Source organism: Streptomyces shaanxiensis (assembly GCF_039537145.1).
GTDB classification, from domain to species: Bacteria; Actinomycetota; Actinomycetes; order Streptomycetales; family Streptomycetaceae; genus Streptomyces; species Streptomyces shaanxiensis.
In genome coordinates, this window is sequence record NZ_BAAAZY010000028.1 from 392,530 (window position 1) to 417,029 (window position 24,500).

General features: G+C 71.8%; 23 protein-coding genes. 14 read left to right on the forward strand and 9 right to left on the reverse strand.

The features are described from left to right. Positions 1–13: 13 nt before the first annotated feature. The gene (locus tag ABD932_RS39965) at positions 14–616 is read right to left on the reverse strand and encodes a DUF998 domain-containing protein (RefSeq protein ID WP_345020892.1); all 603 of its coding nucleotides are present in this window, start codon (positions 614–616) and stop codon (positions 14–16) included. 72 nt (positions 617–688) lie between these two features. Here ABD932_RS39965 and ABD932_RS39970 point away from each other — a divergent pair, with 72 nt between their 5' ends. From ABD932_RS39970 to ABD932_RS39980, 3 genes are all read left to right on the forward strand, one after another. Further along, positions 689–844: a hypothetical protein gene (locus tag ABD932_RS39970; RefSeq protein ID WP_345020894.1), complete on the forward strand. Its 156-nt coding sequence runs from the start codon at positions 689–691 to the stop codon at positions 842–844. A gap of 1 nt (position 845) precedes the next feature. Beyond that, positions 846–1,391 carry an AAA family ATPase gene (locus tag ABD932_RS39975; protein WP_345020961.1) on the forward strand — a complete coding sequence of 182 codons (546 nt, stop codon included), beginning with the start codon at positions 846–848 and terminating at the stop codon, positions 1,389–1,391. 416 nt (positions 1,392–1,807) lie between these two features. Continuing rightward, positions 1,808–2,275 carry a bifunctional DNA primase/polymerase gene (locus tag ABD932_RS39980; protein WP_345020896.1) on the forward strand — a complete coding sequence of 156 codons (468 nt, stop codon included), beginning with the start codon at positions 1,808–1,810 and terminating at the stop codon, positions 2,273–2,275. Here ABD932_RS39980 and ABD932_RS39985 read toward each other — a convergent pair. Then, on the reverse strand, positions 2,262–2,666 hold the full coding sequence (locus ABD932_RS39985; RefSeq protein WP_345020897.1) for a hypothetical protein: 405 nt from the start codon (positions 2,664–2,666) through the stop codon (positions 2,262–2,264). The genes ABD932_RS39980 and ABD932_RS39985 overlap by 14 nt on opposite strands. A gap of 344 nt (positions 2,667–3,010) precedes the next feature. Continuing rightward, on the reverse strand, positions 3,011–4,231 hold the full coding sequence (locus tag ABD932_RS39990) for a PP2C family protein-serine/threonine phosphatase (RefSeq protein ID WP_345020899.1): 1,221 nt from the start codon (positions 4,229–4,231) through the stop codon (positions 3,011–3,013). 264 nt (positions 4,232–4,495) lie between these two features. Between ABD932_RS39990 and ABD932_RS39995 the strand changes: the two genes are divergently transcribed. Both ABD932_RS39995 and ABD932_RS40000 read left to right on the forward strand, forming a co-directional pair. Continuing rightward, complete coding sequence (locus ABD932_RS39995) at positions 4,496–5,047, forward strand: hypothetical protein (RefSeq protein ID WP_345020901.1); 552 nt, start codon at positions 4,496–4,498, stop codon at positions 5,045–5,047. Between the two features lie 460 nt (positions 5,048–5,507). Next, positions 5,508–6,605, forward strand: coding sequence for a baeRF2 domain-containing protein (locus ABD932_RS40000; RefSeq protein ID WP_345020902.1), 1,098 nt, complete (start codon positions 5,508–5,510; stop codon positions 6,603–6,605). Positions 6,606–7,089: 484 nt separating this feature from the next. Here the strand turns inward: ABD932_RS40000 and ABD932_RS40005 are convergent, their stop codons facing one another. The 5 genes from ABD932_RS40005 to ABD932_RS40025 all read right to left on the reverse strand — a co-directional run bounded on the left by ABD932_RS40005 (position 7,090) and on the right by ABD932_RS40025 (position 12,633). Next, on the reverse strand, positions 7,090–7,905 hold the full coding sequence (locus ABD932_RS40005; RefSeq protein WP_345020904.1) for an AfsR/SARP family transcriptional regulator: 816 nt from the start codon (positions 7,903–7,905) through the stop codon (positions 7,090–7,092). Positions 7,906–8,235: 330 nt separating this feature from the next. Then, a complete protein-coding gene (locus ABD932_RS40010; RefSeq protein ID WP_345020906.1) occupies positions 8,236–9,450 on the reverse strand; it encodes an alpha/beta hydrolase family protein in 1,215 nt (404 codons plus the stop codon). After that, positions 9,447–10,133 carry a TetR/AcrR family transcriptional regulator gene (locus tag ABD932_RS40015; protein ID WP_345020908.1) on the reverse strand — a complete coding sequence of 229 codons (687 nt, stop codon included), beginning with the start codon at positions 10,131–10,133 and terminating at the stop codon, positions 9,447–9,449. The genes ABD932_RS40010 and ABD932_RS40015 overlap by 4 nt, the downstream gene beginning before the upstream one ends. Before the next feature lie 5 nt (positions 10,134–10,138). Further along, positions 10,139–11,746, reverse strand: coding sequence for a DHA2 family efflux MFS transporter permease subunit (locus ABD932_RS40020; protein ID WP_345020909.1), 1,608 nt, complete (start codon positions 11,744–11,746; stop codon positions 10,139–10,141). 293 nt (positions 11,747–12,039) lie between these two features. Then, on the reverse strand, positions 12,040–12,633 hold the full coding sequence (locus ABD932_RS40025; RefSeq protein ID WP_345020911.1) for a 4'-phosphopantetheinyl transferase family protein: 594 nt from the start codon (positions 12,631–12,633) through the stop codon (positions 12,040–12,042). Between the two features lie 456 nt (positions 12,634–13,089). Between ABD932_RS40025 and ABD932_RS40030 the strand changes: the two genes are divergently transcribed. The 9 genes from ABD932_RS40030 to ABD932_RS40070 are packed head-to-tail and all read left to right on the forward strand — an operon-like array spanning position 13,090 to position 23,677. Continuing rightward, complete coding sequence (locus ABD932_RS40030; RefSeq protein WP_345020913.1) at positions 13,090–14,910, forward strand: fatty acyl-AMP ligase; 1,821 nt, start codon at positions 13,090–13,092, stop codon at positions 14,908–14,910. A 35-nt stretch (positions 14,911–14,945) separates the two neighbouring features. Next, positions 14,946–15,278, forward strand: a complete 333-nt coding sequence (locus ABD932_RS40035) for an acyl carrier protein (protein ID WP_345020914.1) — start codon at positions 14,946–14,948, stop codon at positions 15,276–15,278. Next, complete coding sequence (locus ABD932_RS40040) at positions 15,275–18,331, forward strand: type I polyketide synthase (protein ID WP_345020915.1); 3,057 nt, start codon at positions 15,275–15,277, stop codon at positions 18,329–18,331. Before ABD932_RS40035 ends, ABD932_RS40040 begins: the two co-directional genes overlap by 4 nt. Further along, positions 18,331–19,353 carry a 3-oxoacyl-ACP synthase III family protein gene (locus ABD932_RS40045; RefSeq protein ID WP_345020917.1) on the forward strand — a complete coding sequence of 341 codons (1,023 nt, stop codon included), beginning with the start codon at positions 18,331–18,333 and terminating at the stop codon, positions 19,351–19,353. The genes ABD932_RS40040 and ABD932_RS40045 overlap by 1 nt, the downstream gene beginning before the upstream one ends. After that, entirely contained in the window at positions 19,350–21,284 is a 1,935-nt protein-coding gene (locus ABD932_RS40050) for an HAD-IIIC family phosphatase (RefSeq protein ID WP_345020919.1), read from the forward strand. The genes ABD932_RS40045 and ABD932_RS40050 overlap by 4 nt, the downstream gene beginning before the upstream one ends. Beyond that, positions 21,281–21,520 (forward strand): phosphopantetheine-binding protein, encoded by a 240-nt coding sequence (locus tag ABD932_RS40055; RefSeq protein WP_250081147.1) that lies wholly within the window; start codon positions 21,281–21,283, stop codon positions 21,518–21,520. The genes ABD932_RS40050 and ABD932_RS40055 overlap by 4 nt, the downstream gene beginning before the upstream one ends. After that, positions 21,517–21,768, forward strand: coding sequence for a hypothetical protein (locus ABD932_RS40060; protein ID WP_328883286.1), 252 nt, complete (start codon positions 21,517–21,519; stop codon positions 21,766–21,768). The genes ABD932_RS40055 and ABD932_RS40060 overlap by 4 nt, the downstream gene beginning before the upstream one ends. Then, positions 21,765–22,874 (forward strand): alpha/beta fold hydrolase, encoded by a 1,110-nt coding sequence (locus ABD932_RS40065; RefSeq protein ID WP_345020929.1) that lies wholly within the window; start codon positions 21,765–21,767, stop codon positions 22,872–22,874. Before ABD932_RS40060 ends, ABD932_RS40065 begins: the two co-directional genes overlap by 4 nt. Continuing rightward, positions 22,871–23,677 (forward strand): thioesterase II family protein, encoded by an 807-nt coding sequence (locus ABD932_RS40070; RefSeq protein ID WP_345020931.1) that lies wholly within the window; start codon positions 22,871–22,873, stop codon positions 23,675–23,677. The genes ABD932_RS40065 and ABD932_RS40070 overlap by 4 nt, the downstream gene beginning before the upstream one ends. On the opposite strand, the gene ABD932_RS40075 is transcribed toward ABD932_RS40070, so the two are convergent. Next, on the reverse strand, positions 23,616–24,494 hold the full coding sequence (locus ABD932_RS40075) for an MBL fold metallo-hydrolase (protein ID WP_345020933.1): 879 nt from the start codon (positions 24,492–24,494) through the stop codon (positions 23,616–23,618). The two genes, ABD932_RS40070 and ABD932_RS40075, sit on opposite strands and share 62 nt — an antisense overlap. Positions 24,495–24,500: the final 6 nt, after the last annotated feature.

Here is a 24,500-nt window from a genome sequence, read left to right on the forward strand (position 1 = left end):
TGGACACGAAGGCTCATCGCGAGGGCTCCTCGGCTTCGCGCGGGCGGCGCAGGCAGGAGGCGACCACCACGAACGGCCAGAAGGACTGAAGGGCCGTCACCAGGCGTTCGGCGGCTCCGTCGGCACCGTCGTAGTGCATCTCGATCATGAACCAGGCCGCGCTGACGAACATCAGGGCGGTCGCGGTGAAAGAAGGCATGGGCCGCAGTCCCCAGGGTGCCGCGCCACGGCGATCGGCGGCCAGCACCGGCCACACCGCCAGCAGCGTGAAGCCGACCGCGACCGCCGAACCATGGCGCAGGGAGCCACCACTGCTCGGCGGCGGGAGCAGGGCGACCACGAACGCGGCCGCTCCTCCCGCGCCCAGCGCCACCCGGCCGGGGAGCGCGGCCGGGCGCAGACCCAGGGCGGTGATCATGTGGCAGACGCCCAGGGCGGCCAGCGCCGCGGTCATCACCCAGAATCCCGCGGAGCCGGAGGCCGCCAGGGCACTGATCGGCTGTGTGGCGGGGTCGTAGGCGGGCCCTTCGAGCAGCGCGGCGATCGTCCAGCCGGCGACCAGCACGGCAGGTGCACATCCCGACGACAGCAAGGCCCATCTTGGGACAGATTGCATCAAGACACCGTAAAGCGCCCTCTCGGTCCCTCCCGCCCCGCACACGCCGCGTACACGGCGAGCAAGTGCGCGTTGCGAGGACTGTCCAAGGACGAGGTGGCGCCGCTGGTCGACCGTCTCCTGTCCGACGAGGCGTCGTACGTCAGCGGTGCGGAGATCACCCTCGACGGCGGCTGCTCCGCACACGGCGGGGTGAAGGCGATCACGAACGCGATCGACGGCCAGTAGCCTGCCTCGGGTGAAGGTGGGCACCTCGGAGACCCGGCTCGTCGTCCTGCGGGGGAACTCCGCGTCCGGGAAGTCGTCCGTCGCGGCCCGGATCCGCGAACGCTTCGGCCGTGGCCTGGCTCTGGTCGGCCAGGACAACCTGCGCAGGATCGTGCTGCGCGAGCGCGACCGGCCGGACGGGGCGAACATCGGCCTCATCGACACCGTCGCCCGCTATTCCCTCGACGCCGGCTATCACGTCGTCGTCGAGGGGATTCTGTACGCCTCGCACTACGGCGAGATGCTCCGTCGGCTGACCGCCGACCATCGTGGGCCGACCCACTGTTACTACCTGGACGTGCCGTTCGAGGAGACGCTGCTGCGGCACGCGACCAAGCCCGACATGCCCGGCGTCGGCGAGAGGGAGCTGCGGGAGTGGTATCGGCAGCTCGATCTGCTGCCCGGTGGTGTCGAGACCGTCGTGGGCGCGGAGAGTGGGCTGAACGACACGGTGGACCGGATCATGCGCGAGACCGGGTTGGCCGTGCTGCCTGCCCGGGAACGCTGAGAGGCCGGGGCGCGCGGCCCTCGGGCGCATTGGAGTCGGTGACCAGGAGCGGGCACGCGATGCCGACGGCCAGGCCGAGGACGAGCGGCGGCACAAACGCCCGGCGGAAGTCGGCGACCGTGGCGAGAACTCCGGAGGTGAGCGGGCCGCCGGCCGAGGCAAGGGAGATGCTCAGGGCCCAGGCCGAGACGACCTGGGCGCGGTTCTTCGCGTCGGGGGTGGCCGCCGCCGATCACCGCGAGGGAGCTGGCATGGCCGGTACACGGCAGAGGAGAACGGCCGTGCGGGCATCGAACGCGTCGGCCTGAATCGCCAGGTTGCGCCAGAGTGCGCCACCCCTTCCGGCACATAGAAATATCCACCAGCATGAAGGGCCCTGCACGGGACGGCAGGGCAGAGAGTGCTGGGGGTTGGACATGCAGCGCACCATGGGGAAGGCCGTCGAGTGGCTCGCCGCGGCCGCTACGGATCCTCGCTCGTGCAAGCGGCAATGGGACCAGGGCGCGGACGCGGTCCTGCTGGAGGCCGGACGGCTGTGGGACGTGCTCTCCGTTCCCGAACACCTCGGCCTGAGCGCCCTGGATCTCCTCAGACGTTCCCGACTACGCGCCCCAGGTCCCGTGCTGGTGAACTGCGGGGCGCGCAGAGTCGGCTTCTTCCTCCCGCCCGACCCGGTCACCGAGTGGGTGGGGCCCGGCGTACGTCATGTCGGCAGGGGGTCGTGGGTCGCCGTTCCGCCGCCCGACCGGTCCGCCGGATGGCGCCTGGAGTGGCTGTTGCCGCCCGACGGCACCGGCGCCCTGTACCACCCCGACCTCGTGGAGCTGGCGCTGCGCGAGGCCGGCGGCACCGCTGCCGTCCCGGCGCGCGTCAGTCGGTCGTAGGCGGGGCGGAGACACTGACGCGCCCGCTGCTGCCGCGCCACTCCCACAGTTCCATCGGCCCGGGAAGGCCCCGGGGGACGACGACGGCCGGTACGCGCTCGGTCTCCTCGCCGTGCCCCTCGCCCGCCGGTGCGGCCTCGAGAGCGCCGGCCAGGCCCGTCCATCGGCCGACCGCCCAGGAGGTGACGGCCCGGCCGGGGCCGTCGGCCACGGCAACGGAATCCCACCAGGTGTCGCGGCGCCGGGGCACGGCACGGCCGTTGGCCTGCCACTCGGCGACCAGCGCCGCGTAGATCGACGGCTGGGCCCGGACACCGGTGACCGGTACGACGTACGTCACGGGTGCGGCACCGCCTCCGAGGAGACGCCGCGCCGACTCAGTGCTGTCCATGCCCGGGCAACGCCGAGGTGTGCGCCGGTGGTACGCGGACCGGCCTCGCTACCACCCAGTCGGGTGAGACGGTCCCCCGGATGGCGCCGTGATCTGTTCGACCCATTCGTCCACCCACGATCGAGACAGGAGCCGCTTCCATCGACGGACGACAGCACGTTCCCACCTTCGCCGACATCCGCGACGACGCCACCGACGCCGACGACGCCACCGACTGCCCGTGGTGCGCGGCCCTGCACGAGGCGAGCCTGCCATCGCCCGGCCGGTCGGCCAGCCCGTCGGGACGACGGCATGACCCGTATGTCTCCGGAGCACAGTACGACGACTGGTGAGGGCCGGGACGCTCACCGCCGCCCATCGAGGTCCTGCTGTGTGCGTGCGTGCAGCTGGGCGGCGAGCACGGCGACGTCGTCCTCGGCATGCCGGGCGTCGAGTCGGGCCAGCACCGTGTCGATGACGTCCTCGACCCCGGCGGTGGCCTCGAACGAGACGCCGGCCAGCCGGTCGAGGGAGTGGTCGATGTCCTCGCCGCGGTGCTCGACGAGCCCGTCCGTGAACAGCACCAGCGTCTGGCCCGGGTCCAGCTCGTAGGTGGCCGGCTCGTAGCCGCCTAGGCCCGTGCCCAGGGGTGGGCCCACCGGCACCGCCAGCAGTGAGGTGCGCCCCTGCGCGTCGATCACCGCCGGGGGCAGGTGCCCGGCGCTGGCGAAGGTCACCTGGCCGCGGTTGGGGTCGACCCGGGCGATCAGACAGGTGGCCGGCCGGCGCTCGGGCTCCGCGGAGGCGCTGTCGTCGAGCCGGCGCAGCACGCGGTGCGGCGGCAGGTCGGCGGAGGCGATGGAGCGCAGCGAGGAGCGGTACGCGGTCATGTCCACGGCGGCCTCCAGGCCGTGCCCCATGACGTCGCCCACGACGAGCAGCGTCCGGCCGAAGTGCAGCCGGACGGTCTCGCACCAGTCGCCGCCGACCAGTGCGCTCTGCCCGACGGGCAGGTAGCGGATGGCAACGTCCAGGTTCGGGTGCGGGCGCCCCGGTTCGGCGAGCAGGGCCCGCTGGAGCTTGCCGACGATGCCCCTGACCCGCTCGTGCTCCTGGGCGTGCCGGATATGGGAGGCGGCGCGTTCGGCGAGGAGGGCGAGGAGCCCGGTCTCCTCGGGCGTGAACGGCGCTCGGTCGCGGGCGCAGACCAGCCCGCCGTACCGGTGCCGGCCGGTGGCCAGCGGCACGCACAGCGCCGGTCGGGCGCCGCCGGACGCGAGGACGGGGACCGGGTCCGCGGCCGCGCCCGGGGCGCTCGTCTCCTGCGCCGCGGCCATGGCCCACCGGACGTCGGGCAGCAGCGCCGGGTCGCCGTTTACGGCCTCGTACTCCCCGGCCTCGCTCCCGGCCCGCAGCACCGCCGCCGTGCCGCCCACCTGCCGGACGGCCTCCCGGGTGAGCTCCGCGCACGTGGCGTTCTCGTCCAGCGTGGTGCCGATCCTGGCCGCCGAGGCACGCAGCGCGGTCAGCCGGGACCGCACGCCGGGGTCCTCCTCGGGACCGCCGCCGGACGCGAGGGGGTCCACCGTCGCGGGCCTGCGAAACGACTGAAACCAGCGCACCACAAGAAACACCCTAGAACGGGGACAAATGAAGGTCTGGCCCGGCGCGCTCCGCCGACGCGGGGGCGCACGCCCTGCTCTCTGCCTGTTTGGTGCGCGGGCGCTCGCCCCATACGGGGAATTGGGCTCCCGACGTATGGCCGCGGCACCGGGCACCCGGTGCACTAAGGGCCCACCGGTCATCGCACCGAGGCTCCACCGGTCATCGGGAGGCTTTTCTTGGCACTCATGGAGTGGACGAAGTCAATGGAGTGGCTGGCCGCGGCGTCGGAGGACCCCGGCGCCTGCAAGGAGGAGTGGCAGAACGGCACCACCGGGGTCGCGCTGCTCGCGGCCGGGCGGTTCTGGGACGTGCTGATCGTGCCGGAACAGCTCGGGCTGCGCGTCACCGACCTCCTGGAGGAGCTGCCGCTGCTCGAGCCGGGGCCCTGCCTGCTGGACGCCCGCCGCCGAACCGTGGGCTTCTTACTGCCCCCGGAACCGCAGTCGGTATGGATCGGCACCGGTATGCGGCTGCTCGGCGCGGGGACGTGGATCACCGCTCCCGCCCCGCACTGCCGCTGGGGCGCGCTGCGCTGGCTCGTCCCGCCGGACGGCAGCGGGACCCTGACCATGCCCGACGTCCTGGAGGTGGCCCTGCAGCGCTGCGCGGGCGAACTGTCCCGCCTCCAGGGCAACCCCGCGCCCGCCGGGCACAGTCGGACGGCCCCGGAGGACGGGCAGGCCGACGGCGCGCAGATGGTGCGCCAGTGCGCGGCACGGGGTTACACGCAGCCCTGACCGACGCGGCTCCCGTCGACGATCGACTCCGGCCTTCGTGGACGTCTACGGCCTTCGTGGACGTCTCCGGCCCTCCTAGACATCTCCCGCCCTCCTAGACGTCTCCGGGCCCTCGTACACGTCACTCAGCCCAGGAAGCTCAGCCGCACCTGCCGGTTCGGGTTGTCCCGGTTGGTGTCCGCCAACCTCCGCTAGGACAAGCCGGACCCTACCGATACGCCTCCCGGGGCTGCCTCAACCGAGGTCTTGCAGGAGCCGACGGCTGCAAGCTCACGAATGCGCCGCTCGGTCTGTCGAATACGGCTCAGAAGCCGGTATTCACGTGGGGCAAGGCGGCCCCCGCCACGATCTGGTGCTCCCGCGCAGACTGATCCTTCATCCGGCTACGGAGCCCGGCTGCTCAGCGGCCTGCCGGGGCGCGCATCATCGAAGGAGGGGGAACCATCGACGAGGAGTTGCCATGAGGTTGTCGTTCCTTGACCCCCTCTACGCGGAGCCGGGCCCGTTCGCCTCCGTATATCTGGACACCTCCCGAAACGTCGCGCATCCCGAGCGGGCGATCGCGCTGCGCTGGCGGCGACTGCGCGAGAGTCTGTCCCGTCAGGGCTCGGACCGGGCGCTGCTGAACGTACTGGAGGAGGTGGTCGGCGCCGACACAGAGGTGCCGGGGGTGCACGGTCAGGCCGTCTTCGCCACCCACGGCACGGTCGTCCTGGACGGGGAGCTGCCCAGGCCGCCCGAGCACGACTCCGCGCGCTACAGCACCCTGCCGCACGCGATACCCCTGGTCACCCAGCACCTTCCGGAGATCCCCTACATGGCCGTAGTCGTCCACTACGGCGGCCTTCCGACCGCCGAGACCCACGGCTGGGTAACTCTGGAGGCGGAAACCGGCACCTGGCCCGCGTCCACCGTCACCCCGGGTGAGCGGCTGCACCGCAGGGTCGCGGTGGCGACCTGGCACCGCACCTCCGTCCGGCTCGGCCACCGGCTGGACGAACGGGCGCGGCGCGCCCATGCCGACGCCGTCGTCGTGGGCGGGGACGAGTGGGCGTGCAACGTACTGATCCGCCGCTTGCCGCACACCCTGCGGGACAAGGTCGTACGCGTGGGCGGCCGGACCCCCACCGACACCGGACGCGCCCTGTTGGAGCAGCAGCTCGATGGCGTCTTCCGCGGCCGCATGGCCGCGCACGACCGGGAACTGGTGGACATCTTCATCGGCCGGCGTGCCCTGGCCGGACCCATGACGGAGGGGCTGGCCGCCACCGTCGCCGCCCTCCAGCGTGGCCAGGTCGCGGCACTGCTGCTGAACCGGCCGCCAGGGTCTTCGCTGCAGCTCTGGGCGGGCTCCCAGCCCACTCAGCTCGCCCTGACCGAGGCGGAGCTGATGTCCTTCGGCGTGCGGGCCCCGCGCGAGGAAAGCGCCGACGAGGCCCTCGTCCGGGCCCTCGTCGGCACCGGTGCCGAGCTGGTCGTCGTACCGGAGAGCGAGCTGAGGCTGTACGAGGGCGTGGGCGCCCTGCTGCGATACACCGACCCGGGGACCCCGTCCTGACGCCGACGCTGCGCCACGACGAGCATCGGCACACGCCGGCCGAGTCCGTACGGTCCGGCCGTGCGGCTCGCACCGCCCTGGTAGAGGTCCGGGCCGACATCAACCGTGGACTTGCCGGTTGGCGGGCCAGCCGCATCCGAGGTGAAGAACTTCCGAAGAGCCACAGCACCGGGCCGTCCTCCAGCAGCACCGCGGAGCCGGCGTCGGCGCGGTGGGTGGCGAGAAACGCGTTCGGGTGAGGGCGTGACGTGATCAAGGGCGAGAACGGGGGGCAATGGCGGACTGCACGGAGTGGGTTCGACGGACTTCCGAGACCAGCACCAGGGCCACGGTCACGGCACCGTGGCCGGTGCCGGCTCGTACACGGCCGAGCACGGCATCCCAGCTCCCCCCGCTGGTGCGGGGGTCAACTGCACGCTATCCGTGGGCAGTTAAGCGACTGCAAATGACGTCTAAAGCACGCACGGGTGCGCGGCCACGCGTTTCAGCGGATGGCGGGGATGACGCCGGCGGCCTCCAAGCGTGCCGGATCCGCCCGGAGTATGGCCTCGTGGGCGAGGCGCAGGGTGGGTCCCGGCTCGACGCCGAGCTCTTCTCTGATCATCCGGCGGGCGCTGCGGTACGTCCCCAGCGCGTCCCCCTGACGGCCCGCCCGGTACAGGGCGACCATCAACTGGCGGTAGAAGGGCTCCCGCAGCGGATGCCTGACGAGGAGGCCCTTCAGGTCCTCGATCACCTCGTGATGGCAACCGAGTGCCAGCGTGGAGTCGATGCTCAGCTCGATGCAATTCAGCCGCTTTTCCTCGTGCACGGCCGCGAACGATTCGATGTCCAACGACCCTTGAATTCCCTCCAGAATAGGCCCCCGCCACAGCGACGACGCCCTGCGGAGAAGTTCGGAGGCATGCAGAAAATCGGCCGCGCCGTAGCGTTCTCGGCCACGAGTGTAGAGCACTTCGAATTCTTGGAAATCTGTTGTGGCGCCGCTCACATCGAGGATGTATCCCGGCGATGTCGTGGCGATCGGAGACGTTCCTGTCGGTCCGTTCAGGATTTTCCGCAACTGTGAGACGTACACGCGCAGACTCGCGAAGGCGCAGCGCGGCGGACCCTGCTCCCAGAGTTCCGTCACGAGCTTCTCCCCCGGTACGGTCTTGCCCGCCCTGATCAGCAGCAGGGCGAGCAGTTTGGTGAGCTTGGGCTGCTCGGGCGTCAGGTCGACTCCGCCACGGGTGACCCGCAGCCGCCCCAGCAGCTCGTAGCGGAGCGCAAGGTCGGCCTGTAAACAGGGCACGGACACGACAACCCCCCGAATGCGCAAAACGCATTCAATTAAGATTCCGGTTCCCCCGGTCGACCCCAGGCATGGGGCCCCATATGGATAGCAGTTTCCTGCTATGCCGTGCAGCATATGCGAGCTCGTTGCATGTTGCCAGTGCGTTCCGTTACACAGCCATTAAGGAGAATGAAAATCTGAAGGCCCGGATACGGGCGGCCGGAGAAATATCCACCGCCACCTACCGGGTGGCCGAACGACATTCAGCCAAGAGCCCGGCCCGCCGGTGAGCGGGCCGGGCTGTCCGGGCCGAGAGCATGCTCGCGTCTGCGCCGCCGGTCGGGCGGCCGCCGGTCAGGCCGCCGCCGGCCGGTCCGCCCCGAGTGTCTCCAGCAGCCAGGAGAAGAGCCGCTCGTGGAACAGCCGCATCGCACCCGAGTGGCAGTGCGCCCCACCCCCCTCGTCGGCCGTGAACACATGCAACGTCTTGGGCGAGTTGAGCCCTGTGTACACCTTCTTCGCGTGCTCCAGACCGGCGAAGAACAAGTCCTCCTCCGCATCGAGGACGAGCACGGGGCTGCGCACTTGGCCGATCACCTCCGACAGACCGAACGCGGTCAGCCTGCGCAGCAGTTGGGACGGGGTGTCGGCGCCGAAGGTCCACAGCGTCTGCCGCAGCAGCCAGCGGGTGAAGGTCTGCCGGGCGGCGATCCCCCACATCACCGGGTCGGCGAAGTCGTCGCATCCCTGCTCGACCCACTCCAGGACAAACGGCGGCAGCCCCACGACGTCGCCCAGCTGCCAGACCGCGTCATGGGCGACGCAGCCGGCCAGCCGGTGCTCGAACGCCGCGGCCCGCACCGCGAGCAGGCCGCCGAGGCTGGTGCCCATCAGCGTCAGACGGTCGGGGTCCACGCCGGGCAGGGACAGTGCGTGGTCCACGACCGGCGTGACCACCTTCTCCCAGTCGGGGCGGAAGACCAGCCCCTGCTCGCGCAGGACCGACCCCTGCCCGGGCCCCTCGAAGCACAGACAGTGGTATCCGCGGGCGAGGGCCGCCGCCGCCACGAAGAAGTAGCCCTCCTCGACGGTGGAGTCGAGGCCGCCGTGGTGGATGATGGTCGGCCTGGGCTCGCCCGAGTCGTCCGCCCGGTAGAAGTAGGCGGGCAGTGAGGTGTCCTCGTAGGGGATGCGGACGAACTCGGGCGGCCGGTCCATGAGTTCGGCCGCGTTGGCGAAGGTCTCCCGGGACAGCAGCATCAGTCGCAGGGCCTCCGGGTCCCGTGGTTGTTCGCGCTGGAAGAACTCGGCGGTCCGGTAGTAGTTGTGCGCCCGCAGCAGGGCGGAGCGGGCGTCGACGGTGCGGCCCTCGTCGCGGGCTGCGGTGCCCAGCCGGTGGACGCGTTCGGCGAGAGTGGCCCACGCGTGCCGCCAGGCTTCGGTGTCGCCGTCGGGGATGTGTGCGGCGACTGCGACGACCTCGCCGAGCTGCGCACCGCCGTAATCGGCGTAACCGGCGGTGCGCAGCGCCTGGTAGTCGAAGGCGGGGTCGTCGAAGAGGAACTTCATGACAGCGGCTCCTGTGGTGGTGGGAGGTGATCCGGTGCCGTGCCGGGGCCTGTACCGGCACGGGTGGTGCGGGTTCCGTTCAGAAACGTGTCGACGATCGACTCGGCGAACGCCACTGATTCCACGGGGCGTTGACGAAGGATCAGCCGAGCGGCCATCGGACCGGTGAGCAGTTCGACCGCGTCGTTCAGGTCGAGGTCGGCGCGCAGCTCACCGCTCGCGACGCCGTCCCGCAGCGCCCGCAGCATGGCTTCGCGTCGTGCGGCGACGACGGTGTCCTCGAACCTCTCGACCAGCTGCGGGCGGCGCACCGCCTCACCGAGCAGGCTGCCGATCAGGCGGTGCAGGTTGGTGTCCTGGCCGCGGTGGCGCAGCTGGTCCACCAGGGCCACCAGCTGGTCCCGCAGGCCGAGTCCTTCCAGCGGCGGCACGGGGAGATCGAGGGTGCTCAGCGCGGCCAGCACCAGCTCCTCCTTGTTGCGCCAGCGGCGGTAGATGGTGGCCCGGGCGACGCCGGCGCGTTGGGCGACCAGGTCCATGGACAGGTCGCCGAAGCTGCATCCCTCGCTGAGCAGGCCGAGCGTGCTGTCCAGGATCGCCCGGTCGGCGGCGGGGTCGCGCTGGCGGCCGCCCCGGGGAGTGTGTCCCGGGGCAGCCGCCGGACGTTCGACGTGTGGCGGCATGCGGTTCAGACCTCCGTGGTGTGGACCTCTTTGTTGGCGGTCGGCTCTTCGGCGCCGGGCGTCCCGGCTGCCGTACGGGAAGGCAGGAGCAGCAGGCAGACGAGGGCGCCGAGGAAGGTGACGCCGGCGGCGACGAGGGCCGTGAGGTGCATCGCGGACACGAACGCGTCGACGGCGCGGGCCGCGAGCGCGGAGCCGGGCGCCCCCAGCTTCTCCGCGACGGTGAGGGTGGCCGCGACGGACTCCCGCGCCGTGTCGCGGACGGGGGCGGGCAGCGGCGTCAGGTGGTCCTCGACCCGGGAGCGGTAGGCAACGGAGAGCACCGAGCCGAGGACCGCGACGCCGAGGGCTCCGCCCACTTGTCGGAAGGTGGTGCTGACCGCCGCTCCGGTACCCGCGCGGTCCCGGGCTACGGCGGACATCGCGGCGGATGTCGCGGGGGGCATGACGCAGGCGATGCCGATGCCCATGACGAAGAGGACGGACTCGATGATCCAGACCTCGGTGTGTTCGTCCATGGTGGCCACGGCGAGGAAGGCGAGCGAGGCGAGCAGCATGCCGCCGGCACACACCGGCCGGACCCCCACGCGCTTGGCGGCGAGCGTGGCCGGCGGCGAGAACGCCAACTGGGCCACAGCCAGGGGCAGCAGCAGGCAGCCGGCCTCCAGCGGGGTCCAACCACGGACGCTCTGCAGGTAGAAGACCAGGAAGAAGGTGGCGCCGAGCAGGGCGAAGAAGACCAGGCCGATCACGGTCACGGCGGCGGAGAAGCGGCGGTTGCGGAAGAGGGCGAGGTCCAGCGCGGGGCGCGCGCTGCGGCGTTCCCAGAGAGTGAAGAGAGCCAGGACGGCGAGGCCGCCGAGCATCGGCCCCCAGACCGTGGCGTCCGCCCAGTCGTTCGACTCGCCGCCCTTGATCACGCCGTACACCAGGACGGTCAGGCCGGCCACGGAGAGGACGACGCCGAGGGGGTCGAAGCCGGTGCGCTCGGGATCGCGGGACTCGGGTACGACGAACAGGGTGGCGACGGCGCCGATCACGACGATGGGCAGGTTGATCAGGAACACCGAGCCCCACCAGAACCGTTCGAGCAGGGCACCGCCGGTGATGGGCCCCAGCGCGACGGCGAGTCCGGCGGCGCCCGCCCAGACGCCGATGGCCTTGGCGCGTTCGGCGGGCGGGAAGACGGCCATGATGATCGCGAGGGTGGCGGGCAGTACGAGGGCGCCGCCGACGCCCAGCCCGGCCCGGGCGATGATCAGTTCGTCGGCGCTGTGGGCGTAGGCGGACCACAGGGAACAGCCGCCGAAGACGACGAGTCCGGCGAGCAGTGTGCGTTTGCGGCCGCAGCGGTCGGCGAGGACGCCAGTGGTGAAGAGCAGGGCGGCGAAGACGAGGGTGTAGGAGTCGATCGACCACTGCAGCTCGCTCTGCCTGGCCCCGAGGCCGACGGGTGCCGGCTCGGCGAGTGTCTTCAGGGCCACGTTCAGGATCGACGTGTCCAGGACGACGAGGAGGAGGCTCACCAGCAGGACCGCGAGGACGCGCCACCGGTGCGGGTGCGCGGCCTGCGGGGTGTGCTCGGCGAGCTTGAGGCGGGGCTGAGATGTCACGGATTCCGCTCCTCGAAAGGAAGAGGGGTGCGTGAGCCGAGTGCCGTTCTACTGCCGTGTGTTGTCGACGCTAGACCTGGCGGGCAATCGAGTCAACGGTGTATCGAAACATCGTTGACTCGATTGCCTGCTCCCCCGCTGGGGCGCACTTCCACGAGCCGTCACGGGCCGTCCGGGGCCGGTGCGCGGCCGAACAACCGCCGTGTGGACCGGGCGCCCTGACAGTCGGCCACCGCCTTTTCGATCCCGGACCGTTGTCGAAAGACCGTCGTACGGTGAGGCGCGCAGTCGGCCTACCCGTCTTCCGGGCCCAGTGCGCTGGCGACCACAAAGCGGCCCGCGACTTGTTCGCAGCGCAGGTGCCAGCCTCCTGCCGTTCGGTCCAACCGCCAGCCGCCGTCCCGCGGTTCGGGCCGGGGGCGCAGGCGGGAGAAGTCGTGCGCCAGGCCTACGCCGAGTGCCTTCGTGTAGGCCTCCTTCAGCGTCCACAGGCGTACCAGCCTCAGGTTCCGCTCGGCCGGCGGCAGCCCGCACAGTTCCGCCAGTTCTTCCGCGTGGCAGAACTTCTCGGCGAGTCCGGGTGCCAGCAGGGGGCGGTCCGAGGCCTCGACGTCCACTCCGATCCGGCGGCCGCGGGCGACCCCGACCACCAGCATCCCGGCCGTGTGGCTGATGCTCACATCCAGTCCGGCGGGCCGGTGCAGGACCGGGCGCCCGTGGCCGTCACGGCCCACGACCACTCGGTCCGGTGCGATGTCCGCCACGACGGCCACCGCGTGGCGCAGCAGCAACCGGGAGCCCAGAAGCCTTGCCCGTACGAGGGGTTCGCGCGCCGTGCGGTAGCGCGGCCAGTCCGGGCCGAGCACCTCACGCACGGCCGGCGCCATCTCCCCTCCGCTTCCCCAGTCGTCCGGCCGACCGTGGCAGACCACGTATCCGTGCCGCAGCACCGCCTCATGGACCGCGCGCCAGCCCACCGCGGGCAAAGGGCCAACAGGGAGCGGTCTCCCGTCAGTTGGGGAACCTCCGGGAAGCGGCCCCCCATCAGGTGACGAGCCCCCGGGGGCCGCCCCCTCGAATGCCGCGTCCGAATCCACCATCGCCGCCCCCTTCACCGTCTCGGTAGGCACTGCGTGCCAGCACTGACTGTGCCAGTTCGCGCACCCACCGCGGCATCCGCTCGGACAACGACCGCCCCGAGGACCCCAAACCCGTGACGTGCCCACCAATTTTCGCTTTACGTCTCCTTTTCACGGCACCTCAAGGCTGATGTCACCGGGTGGCACGCGGTGCCTCCCCAAGGTTCCACACCGCACCAGTACCAACCGCGGAAAGGACAGCCTGTGCCTCACCAGCCTGACCCCCGAACGTTGACGGACGCCGTACGAGCCGGCGTGGAACGCCATCCCGACCGTGCCGCCTTCGTGTACCTGCACGAGGACGGCCTGGGGATGAGGCCCGAGGAGCTCAGTTACGCCGAACTGGACCGGCGGGCCCGCGTCGTGGCCGCCCGGCTGCGCCAAGCGTCCAAGGGCGACCCTTCTCGCCCGGTCCTGCTGCTCTACCCGCCGACCCTGGACTTCGTCACAGCCTTCCTGGGCTGCTTCTACGCCGGCCGTACGGCCATTCCGGCCCCGCTGCCCGACGAGCCCGGCGAACGGCTGGCCCGGGTCAGCGGCATCCTGCGGGACGCCAAGGTGGGAGCGGTCCTGACACTCCCCCAGTACCGGCAGGCCATCAGCGCCTGGCTGGCCGCCTCGGGGGAGCAGGACGTGGTGTGCCTGTCAACCGGCGCCGACGAGGACGACGGCACCGATCCCGACCTGTGGACCCCGCCCCAGGTACGCGGCACCGACGTGGCTTTCCTCCAGTACAGCTCCGGCTCCACCAGCGAGCCCAAGGGCGTGATGGTCACGCACACCAATCTCGCCGCCAACCAGGAAGCCATCCGTTCCGCCATGAAGACGCCGCAGGGTGTCGTGGCGGGCAGCTGGCTGCCGCTCTACCACGACATGGGGCTCATCGGCATGACGCTGCAGCCGCTGTGGGTGGGAGGCACCAGTGTGCAGATGTCACCGATCTCGTTCATCAAACAGCCGGGGCGCTGGCTACGCATGATCCACGACTACCGGGTGGAGGGCACCGCCTCGCCCAACTTCGGCTACGAGCTCTGCGTCCGGCGCGTCTCCGAGGAGCAGTCGGCGGGGCTGGACCTGTCCAGCCTGCGGGTGGCGCTCAACGGGGCCGAGCCCGTGCGCGCCGACACCCTGCGCGCCTTCGTCCGGCGCTTCGCCGGCAACGGACTGCGCGCCGAGGCCGTACTGCCCTGCTACGGCCTGGCCGAGAACACGCTGCTGGTCTCCGGCAACGACCCCGAGTCGCCGCACCTGGAACTCGCCGTCGACGCCCAGGCCCTGGAGCAGAACGAGCTGCGTCCCGCCCGCACCGACCGCCTGAGCCGCACCCTGGTCAGCTGCGGCCGCCCGAAGGACACCGAAGTGCTGATCGTGGACCCGATGACCCTGCGGGTGCTGCCCGGCGGGCAGGTCGGCGAGATCTGGCTGCGCGGACCGTCGGTGGCCGCCGGCTACTGGAACCGGAGCGAGCTCACCGCCGACACCTTCCGGGCGGTGACGGCGGACGGCCGGGCCGGCTGCTTGCGCACCGGCGACCTCGGGGCGTTGCGCGACGGGGAGCTCTATGTCACCGGGCGGATCAAGGAGATGCTCATCCAGCACGGCCGCAACCTCTACCCGCAGGACATCGAGCAGGCCGTTCAGGAGTCCGGGGACGCGTTCCGGCGTGGCGGCGGCGCGGTGTTCAGCGTCACCGACGAGGCGTCCGAACGCGCCCACGTGGTCGTGGTGCAGGAGCTCAGGGCCTGGGCGACCAGCGACGAGGAGGCCCTGGCCCGCCTCGCCGCCTCCGTGCAGGCGCTGCTCAGCCGCCAGTTCCAGCTGCCCGCGGTGAGCGTGGTGCTCGTACGGCCCGGGGTGATCCGCAAGACCACCAGTGGCAAGACGCAGCGCACGCTCATGCGGCGGCTCTTCCTCGACGGCGGCCTGCCCGTGCTGCACCAGCGCCTGGCACCCGCGGTCGTCGCCCTGCTGCCCGCCACGGACGCGGCACCCGCGCCCACCGCCGCCGTGTCTCCCCGCCCCTGAGATCCGCGTCCGAGATCCCGAGAAAGAAGTACGCCATGAGCATCGCCCCCGACACGCGTACCGCCACCCCCCAACCCCTGGACCGTCCCTTGCCGCAGGGGAACGCCTCCGACCTCGAGCTGTGGCTGACCGAACGGGTGGCCTTCCACCTGCACCGGGCGTGCGACGAGATCGACCCCGACACCCCGCTCGCCGACTACGGCATCGACTCGGTCGCGGCCATCAGCATCTGCGGCGAGATCGAACAGCATTACCGTCTCGCGGTCGCCCCCACCATCGCGTACGACTTCCCGACCGTCCACGCGATCACCGGTCACCTCGTCGAGCGCCTGGCCGACAAGGCGAAGCACGACGAGGAGCCCTCATGACCGAACGCGAACCCATCGCGGTCGTCGGCCTCGACTGCCGCTTCCCCGGCGCCCGCAACGCCCAGGAGTACTGGTCGCTCCTCATGGACGGACGCGACGGCACGGACCGCGTGCCCGAACAGCGCTGGGACGCCGACCGCTACTACGCCGCTCCGTCGGCCGCCCCGCAGAGCGCCCGCGAGGCCCGGCCGCGGGGCCGCAGCAACTCGGTGCGCGGCGGCTTCATCGCCGACCCCGATGCCTTCGACCCCGGCTTCTTCGGGATCGCCCCGCGCGAGGCCACCGCCATGGACCCGCAGCAACGGCTGCTGCTCCAGTGCTCGTGGCGGGCCATCGAGGACGCCGCGCTCGCTCCGCAGGACCTGGCCGGCACCGAGACCGGCGTGTTCGTCGGCGTGATGGCCAACGAGTGGGCGTTCCTGCAACTCGCCGATTACGACCGGATCACCGCTCGTTACGGCTCGGGCAACGGCTACTTCATGGGCGCGAACCGCGTCTCGTACCACCTCGACCTCAAGGGCCCCAGCCTGGCGGTGGACACGGCCTGCTCCTCCTCGCTCGTCGCCGTCCACCTCGCGGTGAACGCGCTGCGCGCCAAAGAGTGCGACCACGCCCTCGCGGCCGGCACCAACCTGATCATGACGCCGGTCATCAACATCTTCTACGCCCAGGCCGGCCTCTCGGCACCGGACGGCCGCTGCAAGCCGTTCAGCGCCTCCGCCGACGGGATCGGACGGGCCGAGGGCGTGGCGGTGCTGGTACTGCGCAGACTGAGCGACGCCCTGGCGGACCGTCAGCCGGTGTACGCCGTGCTGAAGGAGACCGGGATCAACCAGGACGGGCGCAGCAACGGCATCACGGCGCCCAACCGCTGGGCGCAACAGCGGCTGATCGAGTCCGTGTGGCGGCGGGCCGGTGTCACCGCCGATGACATCCGCTTCGTGGAGGCGCACGGCACCGGGACGCTGCTGGGCGACTTCATCGAGGCCCAGGCGCTCGGCGAGCTGACCAGTGGCCGCGGCGGCGGAAGCGTCGCGCTGGGCTCGGTCAAGAGCAATTTCGGGCACGCGGAGGGCGCGGCCGGGATCGCCGGGCTCATCAAGGCCGTCCTCGCACTGCACCACCGCACGGTGCCGCCGAGTCGGTTCGCCGACGACGAGAACCCGAAACTGGATCTGTCCGGGCGCCGGCTGTCCCTGCTGAGGTCGCCGCTCAAGCTGCCGTCCGGCACCGTGCACGCCGCGGTGAGCAGTTTCGGCATGGGCGGCAGCAACGCGCACGCGGTGCTGGGCTCCGCGCCCCGCGCGGTCCACCACAGCCGGCACGCGGCACCGGGCGTGTTCACCCTCTCCGCCCGCACCCCGGAGCGGCTGCGCGCGAATCTGCTGGCGCAGGCCGACGCCCTGTCCCGCCGTCCCGGGAGCCAGCTGGCGCAGCTGTGCTGGACCAGCAACCGCGTCAAGTCCCGGCTGCCGCACCGCGCGGCCGTGGCAGCGGGCGATCTGCCCACGCTGGTCGCCGGGTTGCGGAAGGCCGCGGAGCGCGCCGAGGGGACCGCGCGGGTGGACGGCGGGCGGCGCGGGGTGCCGTCGGTGGCGTTCGCCTTCACGGGGCAGGGCGCCCAGCACCCTCGTATGACCGCGTCCTGGTACCGGTCGTGCCCCGCCTACGCGCGCCACCTCGATGAGATCGACACGCTGCTCGCCCCGCACACCGGAGTGTCCGTGCGCGACCAGGTGCTCGACGGAGACGCGGAGGTCCAGAGCGCGCGGCTGGCCCAGCCCGCGCTGTTCGCCGTGGGGTACGCGATGGCCGCCACCCTGACCGAGGCCGGGATCAGGCCGTCGTACGTGATCGGGCACAGCATCGGCGAGTTCGCCGCCGCGTGCGCGGCCGGGGCGCTGGACGTGGCGGACGCGGCGCGGCTGGTCGCCCGGCGCGGGGCGCTGATGGAGAAGCTGCCCAAGGACGGCGGGATGCTCTCGGTGAGCCTGGGCGCCACGGAGGTGGAACCGCTGCTGGTGGGGTGGGCGCGGCTGGGCGTGGCCGCGGTCAACGGCCGGCGCAGCACCGTGATCGCCGGGGACCTCGACGAACTGGCCGCGGTGGAGAGGGAGTTGGCCGAGCGCAAGGTGCCCGTCCGGCGGCTCACCGTCTCGCATGCCTTCCACTCGCCGCTGATGCGGCCCGTGGTCGAGGAGTTCCGCCGGGAGTGTGCGGACGTGTCCGACCGGCGGCCTGCGCTCCCGGTGTTCTCGACGGTGTACGGCCGTGAGTTGAGCGGCGAGGAGACCATGGACGCCGCGTACTGGGCGCGGCAGATCACCGAGCCGGTCCGGTTCGCCGAGGCCGCGGGCGCGCTCCTCGCCACCGGCGTCACCCATGTGGTGGAGATCGGCCCGCGCGCGGTGCTCACCCCGCTGCTGTCGACGTTGCGGGCGGACGGGGACCATGCCGTGAGCCTGCACGGCGCGCACCCGGGAGAGCACGCTCCCGGACACCGCCCCCAGCAGCTGTTCGGGGAGCTGTGGTGCGCCGGTCTCACGCCGGACTGGGACCTGCTGTACGACGCGGCGGACCGGGTGCCGCGCCGACTGCCGCCGTACCTGTTCGACGAGTCGTTCCGGTCCTGGCGCTCCGGTGCCGCCCCCGGACGTCCGGAACCGTCCACGCCATCCGTCCCCCCTGGCGCGGACACCGCCGTGGCATCGAGTGGCGCGGACCGCGGGGAATCGTGCCCGCCGGCCCCGGCGGGGGACCTGCCCGACTCCCTCGCCGTGCTGACACGCCGTCTGGTGTGCCGGGTCGGCGGGCACGACCCGCAGCACGTGCACGACCACGACCGGCTCCACGAGGACCTGGGCTTCGACTCGATCCGGGTGATGGAGCTGAAGACCCGAATCGAGGACGCACTGCCGCAACTCGGGTCGCTCCCGATCGAGGACCTGCTCGCCAGCCTGCGCACGGTGGCCGACCTGGTCGCGTACCTGCGCAGCCAACTCCCCCACGGCTCCGCCACCCCCCTTCCCATGACTATGGAAGGAACACGTTGATGGCACCTCCCACCGCGTACCTGGCCTCGGTCGGCACCTGCCTGCCCGGGGACCCGGTGGACAACGCGACCCTGGCCAAACTCGTCGGCGTCGACGAGACATGGGCCGAGATGTTCACCGGCAACATCAGCCGGTACTTCGCCGTCGACCTGGCGACCGGCCAGATACGGCACCGCCTGGCCGACATCGCGACGACCGCGGCCGACCGGGCGCTGGCGGAGGCCGGCCTGGAGCCGGGTGACGTCGACTGCGTCGTACTGGGCACGGCCACCCCGGACCATCTGATGCCCGCCACGGTGAACCTGGTCGCGGACCGGCTCGGCGTCGACAACGTCCCCACGTACCAGCTCCAGTCCGGTTGCGCCGGTGCCGTACAGGCCCTGGACGTGGCCCGCACCCTGCTGCTGGCCGGACGCTGCACCACCGCGCTGGTGATCGGCGGTGACGTGTGTGCCAAGCATCTTCAGACGGACTTCGACCCTGGCAGCCGTACCTCCGCCGAACTCGTCAACTACGTGCTCTTCGGCGACGGGGCCGGCGCGGCCGTGCTCAGCACCGAGGCCAGGGGCCAGGGCATCGAGATCCGGCAGGTGCTCAACCGGCTGGTGGGCCTGGGCCGGGAGCCCGGCCAGGTCATCGACTGGTTCGGGCTCGGCGACCGGCACAGCGACCGCACGGCTGTCTTCGAGGACTACAAGGCGATCGAGGAGGCGGTGCCGGTCATGGCCGGGCAGATGTTCTGGGAGCTCCTGGAGGACCTCGGCTGGAGCGCCGACGCAGTGGACTTCCTGCTGCCCCCACAGCTCTCCGGCCGGATGAGCGACCGCATCTCCGCGGGCATGCCCGCCCCGGAAGCCCGGCGTATCAACGTGGTGCGCACCGTCGGGAACAACGGCAACGCCCTGCCGTTCCTCCAGCTCGCCGAGCTGCTGCGGCAGTGGGACGGCCCCGGGCGCGCGGTCGCGGTCGCCATCGAGTCCAGCAAGTGGATCAAGTCGGGTATCGCCCTGGAGCGTTCATGACCGAGACCGGGAACCGCACCCTCGGCGCCTCCGGCACCTGGCACGACCCCCAGGCTCTCGGCACCCTGCGCGCCCTGCATCGGGCGGGCACGCTCGCCACGGAGTACGGACGGGTACGGGCCCTGCTGGCCCGCATGCCCGCGACCGACCTGCCGGCCGCGGGCCAGCTGCTGGCCCGGCTCGACGCGAAGGAGGTATGCCGCCACGCCGACGTGCCGGTGGTCACGGTCGCCGTCACGGGCCACTCCACGGTAGCCCCCCTTGTGGCCCCCCTCACCGCCGAACTGGCCCGGCACGGGATGCTGTTGGAGGCGAAAGTCGCGCCGTACGGTTCTTATTTGCAGGACCTGATGCGGCCCGCGACGGCCGGAGAGGAGCAGCCGCAACTCACGCTGTGTCTGCTCGACGCGCACACGGTCTTCGACGACGTCACCGTGCCCTGGCGGGTCGAGGACGTCGAGGCAGCGGCACGGGCCCGGCTCTCGCTCGTCGCCGGCGCCGTGCGCACCCACCAGAAGGCCGGGCGTGGCCTGCTCGTCCTCAACACCGTGCCACTGCACCGCCGTTACACCCACCAGCTGGTCGACCTGCGCTCCCGCGCCCGGCTCGGCGCGGTGTGGCGGGACTTCAACCTCGGTCTGCTGTCCCTCGCCGAGCAGCACCCCGGGGTGGTCATCGTGGACCTCGATCCGCTGGTGGCCGAGGGCGTTCCCGCGTGCGATCCACGCACCGCGCAGTACGCCCGCGCCCGGCTGTCCGACGCGCTGCTCGCCGCCTACGCCCGGGAGGCCGCCCACGTCGTCCGCGCGCGGCTGGGCCGCACCCGCAAGTGCCTGGTGCTGGACCTGGACGGCACGCTGTGGGGAGGGGTGCTCGGCGAGGACGGGCCCGGCGGCGTCGACCTCGGCTCCGGCCTGCGGGGCGAGGCCTTCCAGGAGTTCCAGCGGGTGCTCGGGCAACTCGGAGCGCAGGGCGTGCTGCTGGCGGTCAGCAGCAAGAACGACACCGACGCGGTGCGCGAGACACTGCGCACCCATCCGGCCATGGTGCTGCGCGAGGACGACTTCGTCCGCGTCAACGCCAACTGGAAGGCGAAGCACGACAATCTCCGCGACATCGCCGACCGGCTCGGGCTCGGCCTGGACAGCTTCGTCTTCGTCGACGACAGCCTCTTCGAGTGCGGGCTGGTCGCCGAGCAGCTGCCCGAGGTCGCCGTCGTCCGGGTCGACGAGGAGCCCGCCCTGCACCCCTCGGCGCTGCTGGCCGACGGCTGGTTCGACCTGTTCGAGCTCACCGAGGCCGACCTGGAACGGGCCGGCCGCTACCGCACCGAGGCCCTGCGGCAGGAATTCCGCGAGGACTTCGGTTCCTACCAGGACTATCTCGAAGGACTCGGGCTGGAGGTCCTCCTGCGGCCGCCGGAGGAGTCGGAGATCGCCCGGGTCTCCCAGCTCACGCTGCGCACCAACCAGTTCCACCTGGCCACCGAACGCCTGCAGGTCCCGCAGGTGTCGGCGCGGATGGAGCGCCCGGGGCTGCACGTGATCGCGGTGCGGGCGCGCGATCGGTTCGGCGACCACGGCCTGGTCGGCGCCCTGTTCCTGCGGCGCGACGCAGAGGTGCTGCGCATCGACAACTTCGTCCTCAGCTGCCGGGTGTTCTCCCGGGGCATCGAGAGCGCCTGCGTGACGGCGGTGCTGGAGTTCGCCCGTGACACCGGCGCGGGCGCCGTGACGGGCCGCTATCGGCCCACGCCCCGCAACTCCGCGTTCGCCTCCTTCTACGCCGAGCACGGCTTCGCCGTCACCGGCACCGATCCGGACCACCCCGACGCCGTCACCCTGCGGCACGACCTCGGCGACATCACCCCTGCCCCCGCCCATCTGCGGCTGCAAGCCGTGTTCGGGCCGTTCGACGGAGACGCCGCATGACCACTGCCCTCGCCGACACCGAAGAGTTCCGCACTCTCCTGGAGGAGGAACTCGGCCTGCAGGTCCGGGCCGAGGACCTCGACCGCCCCCTGGACGACTTCCCCGACTGGGACTCGGTGCTGCTGCTGCGGCTGGTGACCGTCGTGGAGAACCTCGTCGGCCGACGCATCCCAGTGGTCGACATGCTGGAGACGAGGACCTTCCGGCAGATGTACGAAGTGGTGGCGGGCCGGTGACCACGCCCCAGGTCGATCCCGCACTCGTATCCGCCGAACCCGAGGCCTGCCTGCACTTCCGCGCCCTGTTCCTCGACACCCAGCTGGACCTCGTCCTGTCCCCCGGCTTCGGCAGGCGGATGCGGGCCGGCCTCGCCCGCCTCGTCACCGGCGGTGGGAACGGGCCGGGGACCGGCGGCGCGTCCGAGGTCCCGGCGCGTGTCCCGGAAGAGGCACGTGTCCCCGAAGAGAAGGGAACGGCCCGGTGATCCCAATAGCCGAGTTGCGTAGGTTCGCCCTTCCCCACGCGTACGCCCAGGGCATCCCCGGAGATGTCGTCCACCGGGTGATGCGGAACTTCGATGAGGACGCCAAGGGCGAAGGCCCCGGCGTCTGGACCCACGAGTGGTCGTCGCTCGCGAAGGCGGCCGAGGCACGCGGCCGCGATCTGGACGCGGTTCGCTACTACACGATGGCCCGCTTCCCGTACGTCGATGGGCCGAGCCGGCAGGCGGCACAGAGCGCCGGTGTGGAGGCCTTCGACCGCTGGCGCAAACGCGTCCGCGGCATCTCCCGGCTCGATCTGCCCTTCGACGGGGCGGGCTTCGCCTGCTGGGCCGCCGGGCTGTCCCAGCGCAGCAGTCTCCCGCTCATCCTCGTTCTGGGCGGCGTCACCAGTACGAAGGAGCAGTGGGCCCCGGTGCTGGCCGGAGCCGACCGGCTCGGCGCGGCCGTCGTGGTCACGGAACTGCCCGGCGTCGGCGAGAACACCCTCACCTACGGATCGGACAGCACGCGCATGCTCACGTATCTCCTCGACCTGCTCGGCCGTGCCGCCGACGCCTCCCGTACCTGTGTCGTGGGCCTGAGCTTCGGCGGGCATCTCGCCCTGCGACACGCGCTGGAGGACGATCGCATCCGGGGACTGGTGACCGCCGGGGCCCCGGTGCGCGACTTCTTCACCCGCGCCGCGCACCGCACGCCGCTTCCCCGCCTGATGACGCTGACCCTGTCCCATGTGATGCGGACGCCGGTGGACCGGCTCCCGGCCGCCCTCGCCGACTGGGGCGTCGACGAGGAGCGGCTGACCCGACTGCGCACCCCGGTCGCGTACGCGGCGAGCCACGACGACGAGGTCGCGCCGCCGTCCGACGTCCGGTTGCTGGAGCAGACCGTGCCGCACCTGCGCCTGGTCGAGAACGACACCCTCGGCGGCCGGCCCGACCAGGCTGCCGAGACCCGGCTGTGGCTGCTGTCGCAGGCGCTGCGCATGGCCGGCACGGCGAGCAGCGTCCGCCGGGCCGCCTCGGCCCGGGCCCGGGTCCTGCGCGCGCGCCGCCGCCTCGCCCGTACATTGCCCGGAGCCCCTGCATGACCACTACGGCTCCGGCGTCCTGCCTCGGCCGGGCGCCCCGCGAGGGCGCCCGGCTCAGGCTGTTCTGCTTCCACCACGCGGGCGGCGGCGCCTCGTTCTTCAGCTCGTGGCCCGGTCGCCTTCCGTTCGACGTCGACGTCCTGCCGGTGCAGTTGCCGGGCCGCGAGGCGCGCTATCGCGAGCCCCGCTTCCAGGACGCGGGCGACGTCGTCGAGGCCCTCGGGCGCGATCTCGCGCCTCGGCTCGACGAGGGGCCCTGGGCCGCCTACGGCCACAGCATGGGCGCGATGGTGGCCTTCGCGCTGACGGCAGCCCGGCTGCGCGAGGGCGGCCGCCCTCCCGAGGCCCTGTTCCTCGGGGCGTACGCGGCGCCGTATGTGTCGCCGTCGCTGCCGCCGCCCGACCGGTACGACGACCACGAACTGGCCCGTCTCCTGGTGGACCTCGGCGGGCTGAGTCCGCGGTTCCTCGGACGGGACGATTGGCTGCGGGTGCTGCTGCCCATCCTCCGCGACGACCTGCGGGTCTGCGCGACCCACCACCGGGCGGGACTGCCGGACCCGGACGACGAACGGGCCCGGCTGCCGCTGCACGTCGAGGCTTTCGCGGGCGTCGACGACCCGCTCGTCACCCCGGGCGCGGTGCGGGCCTGGGGGAGGTACGTGAACAGCTTCCGCATGACCACCGTCCCTGGCGGTCACTTCTTTCCGCGCCAGGCACCCGATCCGTTCTTCGACCGGCTCAGCCCTTCTCTGGCCCGGCTTCTCGCGGAACTGGGCGCACCACCTTCGGCACCCGGTTGATGCGTCGTTGGATGTCGTCGGCGTTCTTCTCGTACAGCTTGGACTGCTCCTTGACGCCCGGCATGACCCACAGCGGGCGTGACGAGGCGTCGGCGAAGCGGAGTCCAAGGGTGTCGGGCCGCAGTCCGGTCAGGGTGAGCGCGAAGGGTTCCAGGTAGTCGATGCCGGCATCCGACGTGAGCCGGAACGGCCGGTCGTGGCCCGGGTAGACCACGTCGGACACAGTAAGGACCCGTTCGATGCTGCGGGCTGCCTGGTCGGCGTCCCAGAAGACCAGGGGGTTGCGTTTGGTGAGGGCGACGTACGCGAAGTGCAGGGCGTCGCCGGTGATGGTGGCGCGCCCCCGCTCGGTCTGCACGACCACGCCGATGCTGCCGGGCGAGTGGCCGGGCAGGCCGATGACGTCCACGCCCGGGATGATCTCCTCCCCGTCCGTGACCTCGCGGACGGGGAGTTGTTCGAGGAGCAGCCCCGTCCAGGCGGGCGTGGCCCAGTCGTTGGCGTGCGGGGTGTGCGCGTACCGGCGCTCGTCGGGGTGGAGGACGAGGGTGGCCTGCGGGAACAGGTCGATGTTCTGGACGTGGTCCCAGTGGGCGTGGGTGAGGACGACGGTGTCGATGTCCTCGGCGTCGAGGCCGTGTGCGGCGAGCGCGTTCCACAGGAAGGGGCGGCGGCCGACGTGGGCGGCGTCGACGAGGATGTTCCGGTGCCGTCCGGCGGCGTCCGGGCCGCGTACCAGGAACACCCCGCAGAAGGCGGGATAGCCCTGGTCGGTGTCGATGGCGAAGCCGGGCAGGAGGATGTCGATCGTCGGCATGGAACC

What these genes read in the sequence shown, in the direction of transcription:
- ABD932_RS39980 (WP_345020896.1), top strand. Translation starts at nt 1,808, where the DNA reads ATGCAGCGCACCATGGGGAAGGCCGTCGAGTGGCTCGCCGCGGCCGCT.
- ABD932_RS40000 (WP_345020902.1), top strand. Translation starts at nt 5,508, where the DNA reads ATGAGGTTGTCGTTCCTTGACCCCCTCTACGCGGAGCCGGGCCCGTTC.
- ABD932_RS40010 (WP_345020906.1), bottom strand. Translation starts at nt 9,450, where the DNA reads ATGAAGTTCCTCTTCGACGACCCCGCCTTCGACTACCAGGCGCTGCGC.
- ABD932_RS40070 (WP_345020931.1), top strand. Translation starts at nt 22,871, where the DNA reads ATGACCACTACGGCTCCGGCGTCCTGCCTCGGCCGGGCGCCCCGCGAG.
- ABD932_RS39965 (WP_345020892.1), bottom strand. Translation starts at nt 616, where the DNA reads ATGCAATCTGTCCCAAGATGGGCCTTGCTGTCGTCGGGATGTGCACCT.
- ABD932_RS40050 (WP_345020919.1), top strand. Translation starts at nt 19,350, where the DNA reads ATGACCGAGACCGGGAACCGCACCCTCGGCGCCTCCGGCACCTGGCAC.
- ABD932_RS40025 (WP_345020911.1), bottom strand. Translation starts at nt 12,633, where the DNA reads ATGGCGCCGGCCGTGCGTGAGGTGCTCGGCCCGGACTGGCCGCGCTAC.
- ABD932_RS40040 (WP_345020915.1), top strand. Translation starts at nt 15,275, where the DNA reads ATGACCGAACGCGAACCCATCGCGGTCGTCGGCCTCGACTGCCGCTTC.
- ABD932_RS40015 (WP_345020908.1), bottom strand. Translation starts at nt 10,133, where the DNA reads ATGCCGCCACACGTCGAACGTCCGGCGGCTGCCCCGGGACACACTCCC.
- ABD932_RS40035 (WP_345020914.1), top strand. Translation starts at nt 14,946, where the DNA reads ATGAGCATCGCCCCCGACACGCGTACCGCCACCCCCCAACCCCTGGAC.
- ABD932_RS40075 (WP_345020933.1), bottom strand. Translation starts at nt 24,494, where the DNA reads ATGCCGACGATCGACATCCTCCTGCCCGGCTTCGCCATCGACACCGAC.
- ABD932_RS40055 (WP_250081147.1), top strand. Translation starts at nt 21,281, where the DNA reads ATGACCACTGCCCTCGCCGACACCGAAGAGTTCCGCACTCTCCTGGAG.
- ABD932_RS39985 (WP_345020897.1), bottom strand. Translation starts at nt 2,666, where the DNA reads ATGGACAGCACTGAGTCGGCGCGGCGTCTCCTCGGAGGCGGTGCCGCA.
- ABD932_RS40045 (WP_345020917.1), top strand. Translation starts at nt 18,331, where the DNA reads ATGGCACCTCCCACCGCGTACCTGGCCTCGGTCGGCACCTGCCTGCCC.
- ABD932_RS39995 (WP_345020901.1), top strand. Translation starts at nt 4,496, where the DNA reads ATGGAGTGGACGAAGTCAATGGAGTGGCTGGCCGCGGCGTCGGAGGAC.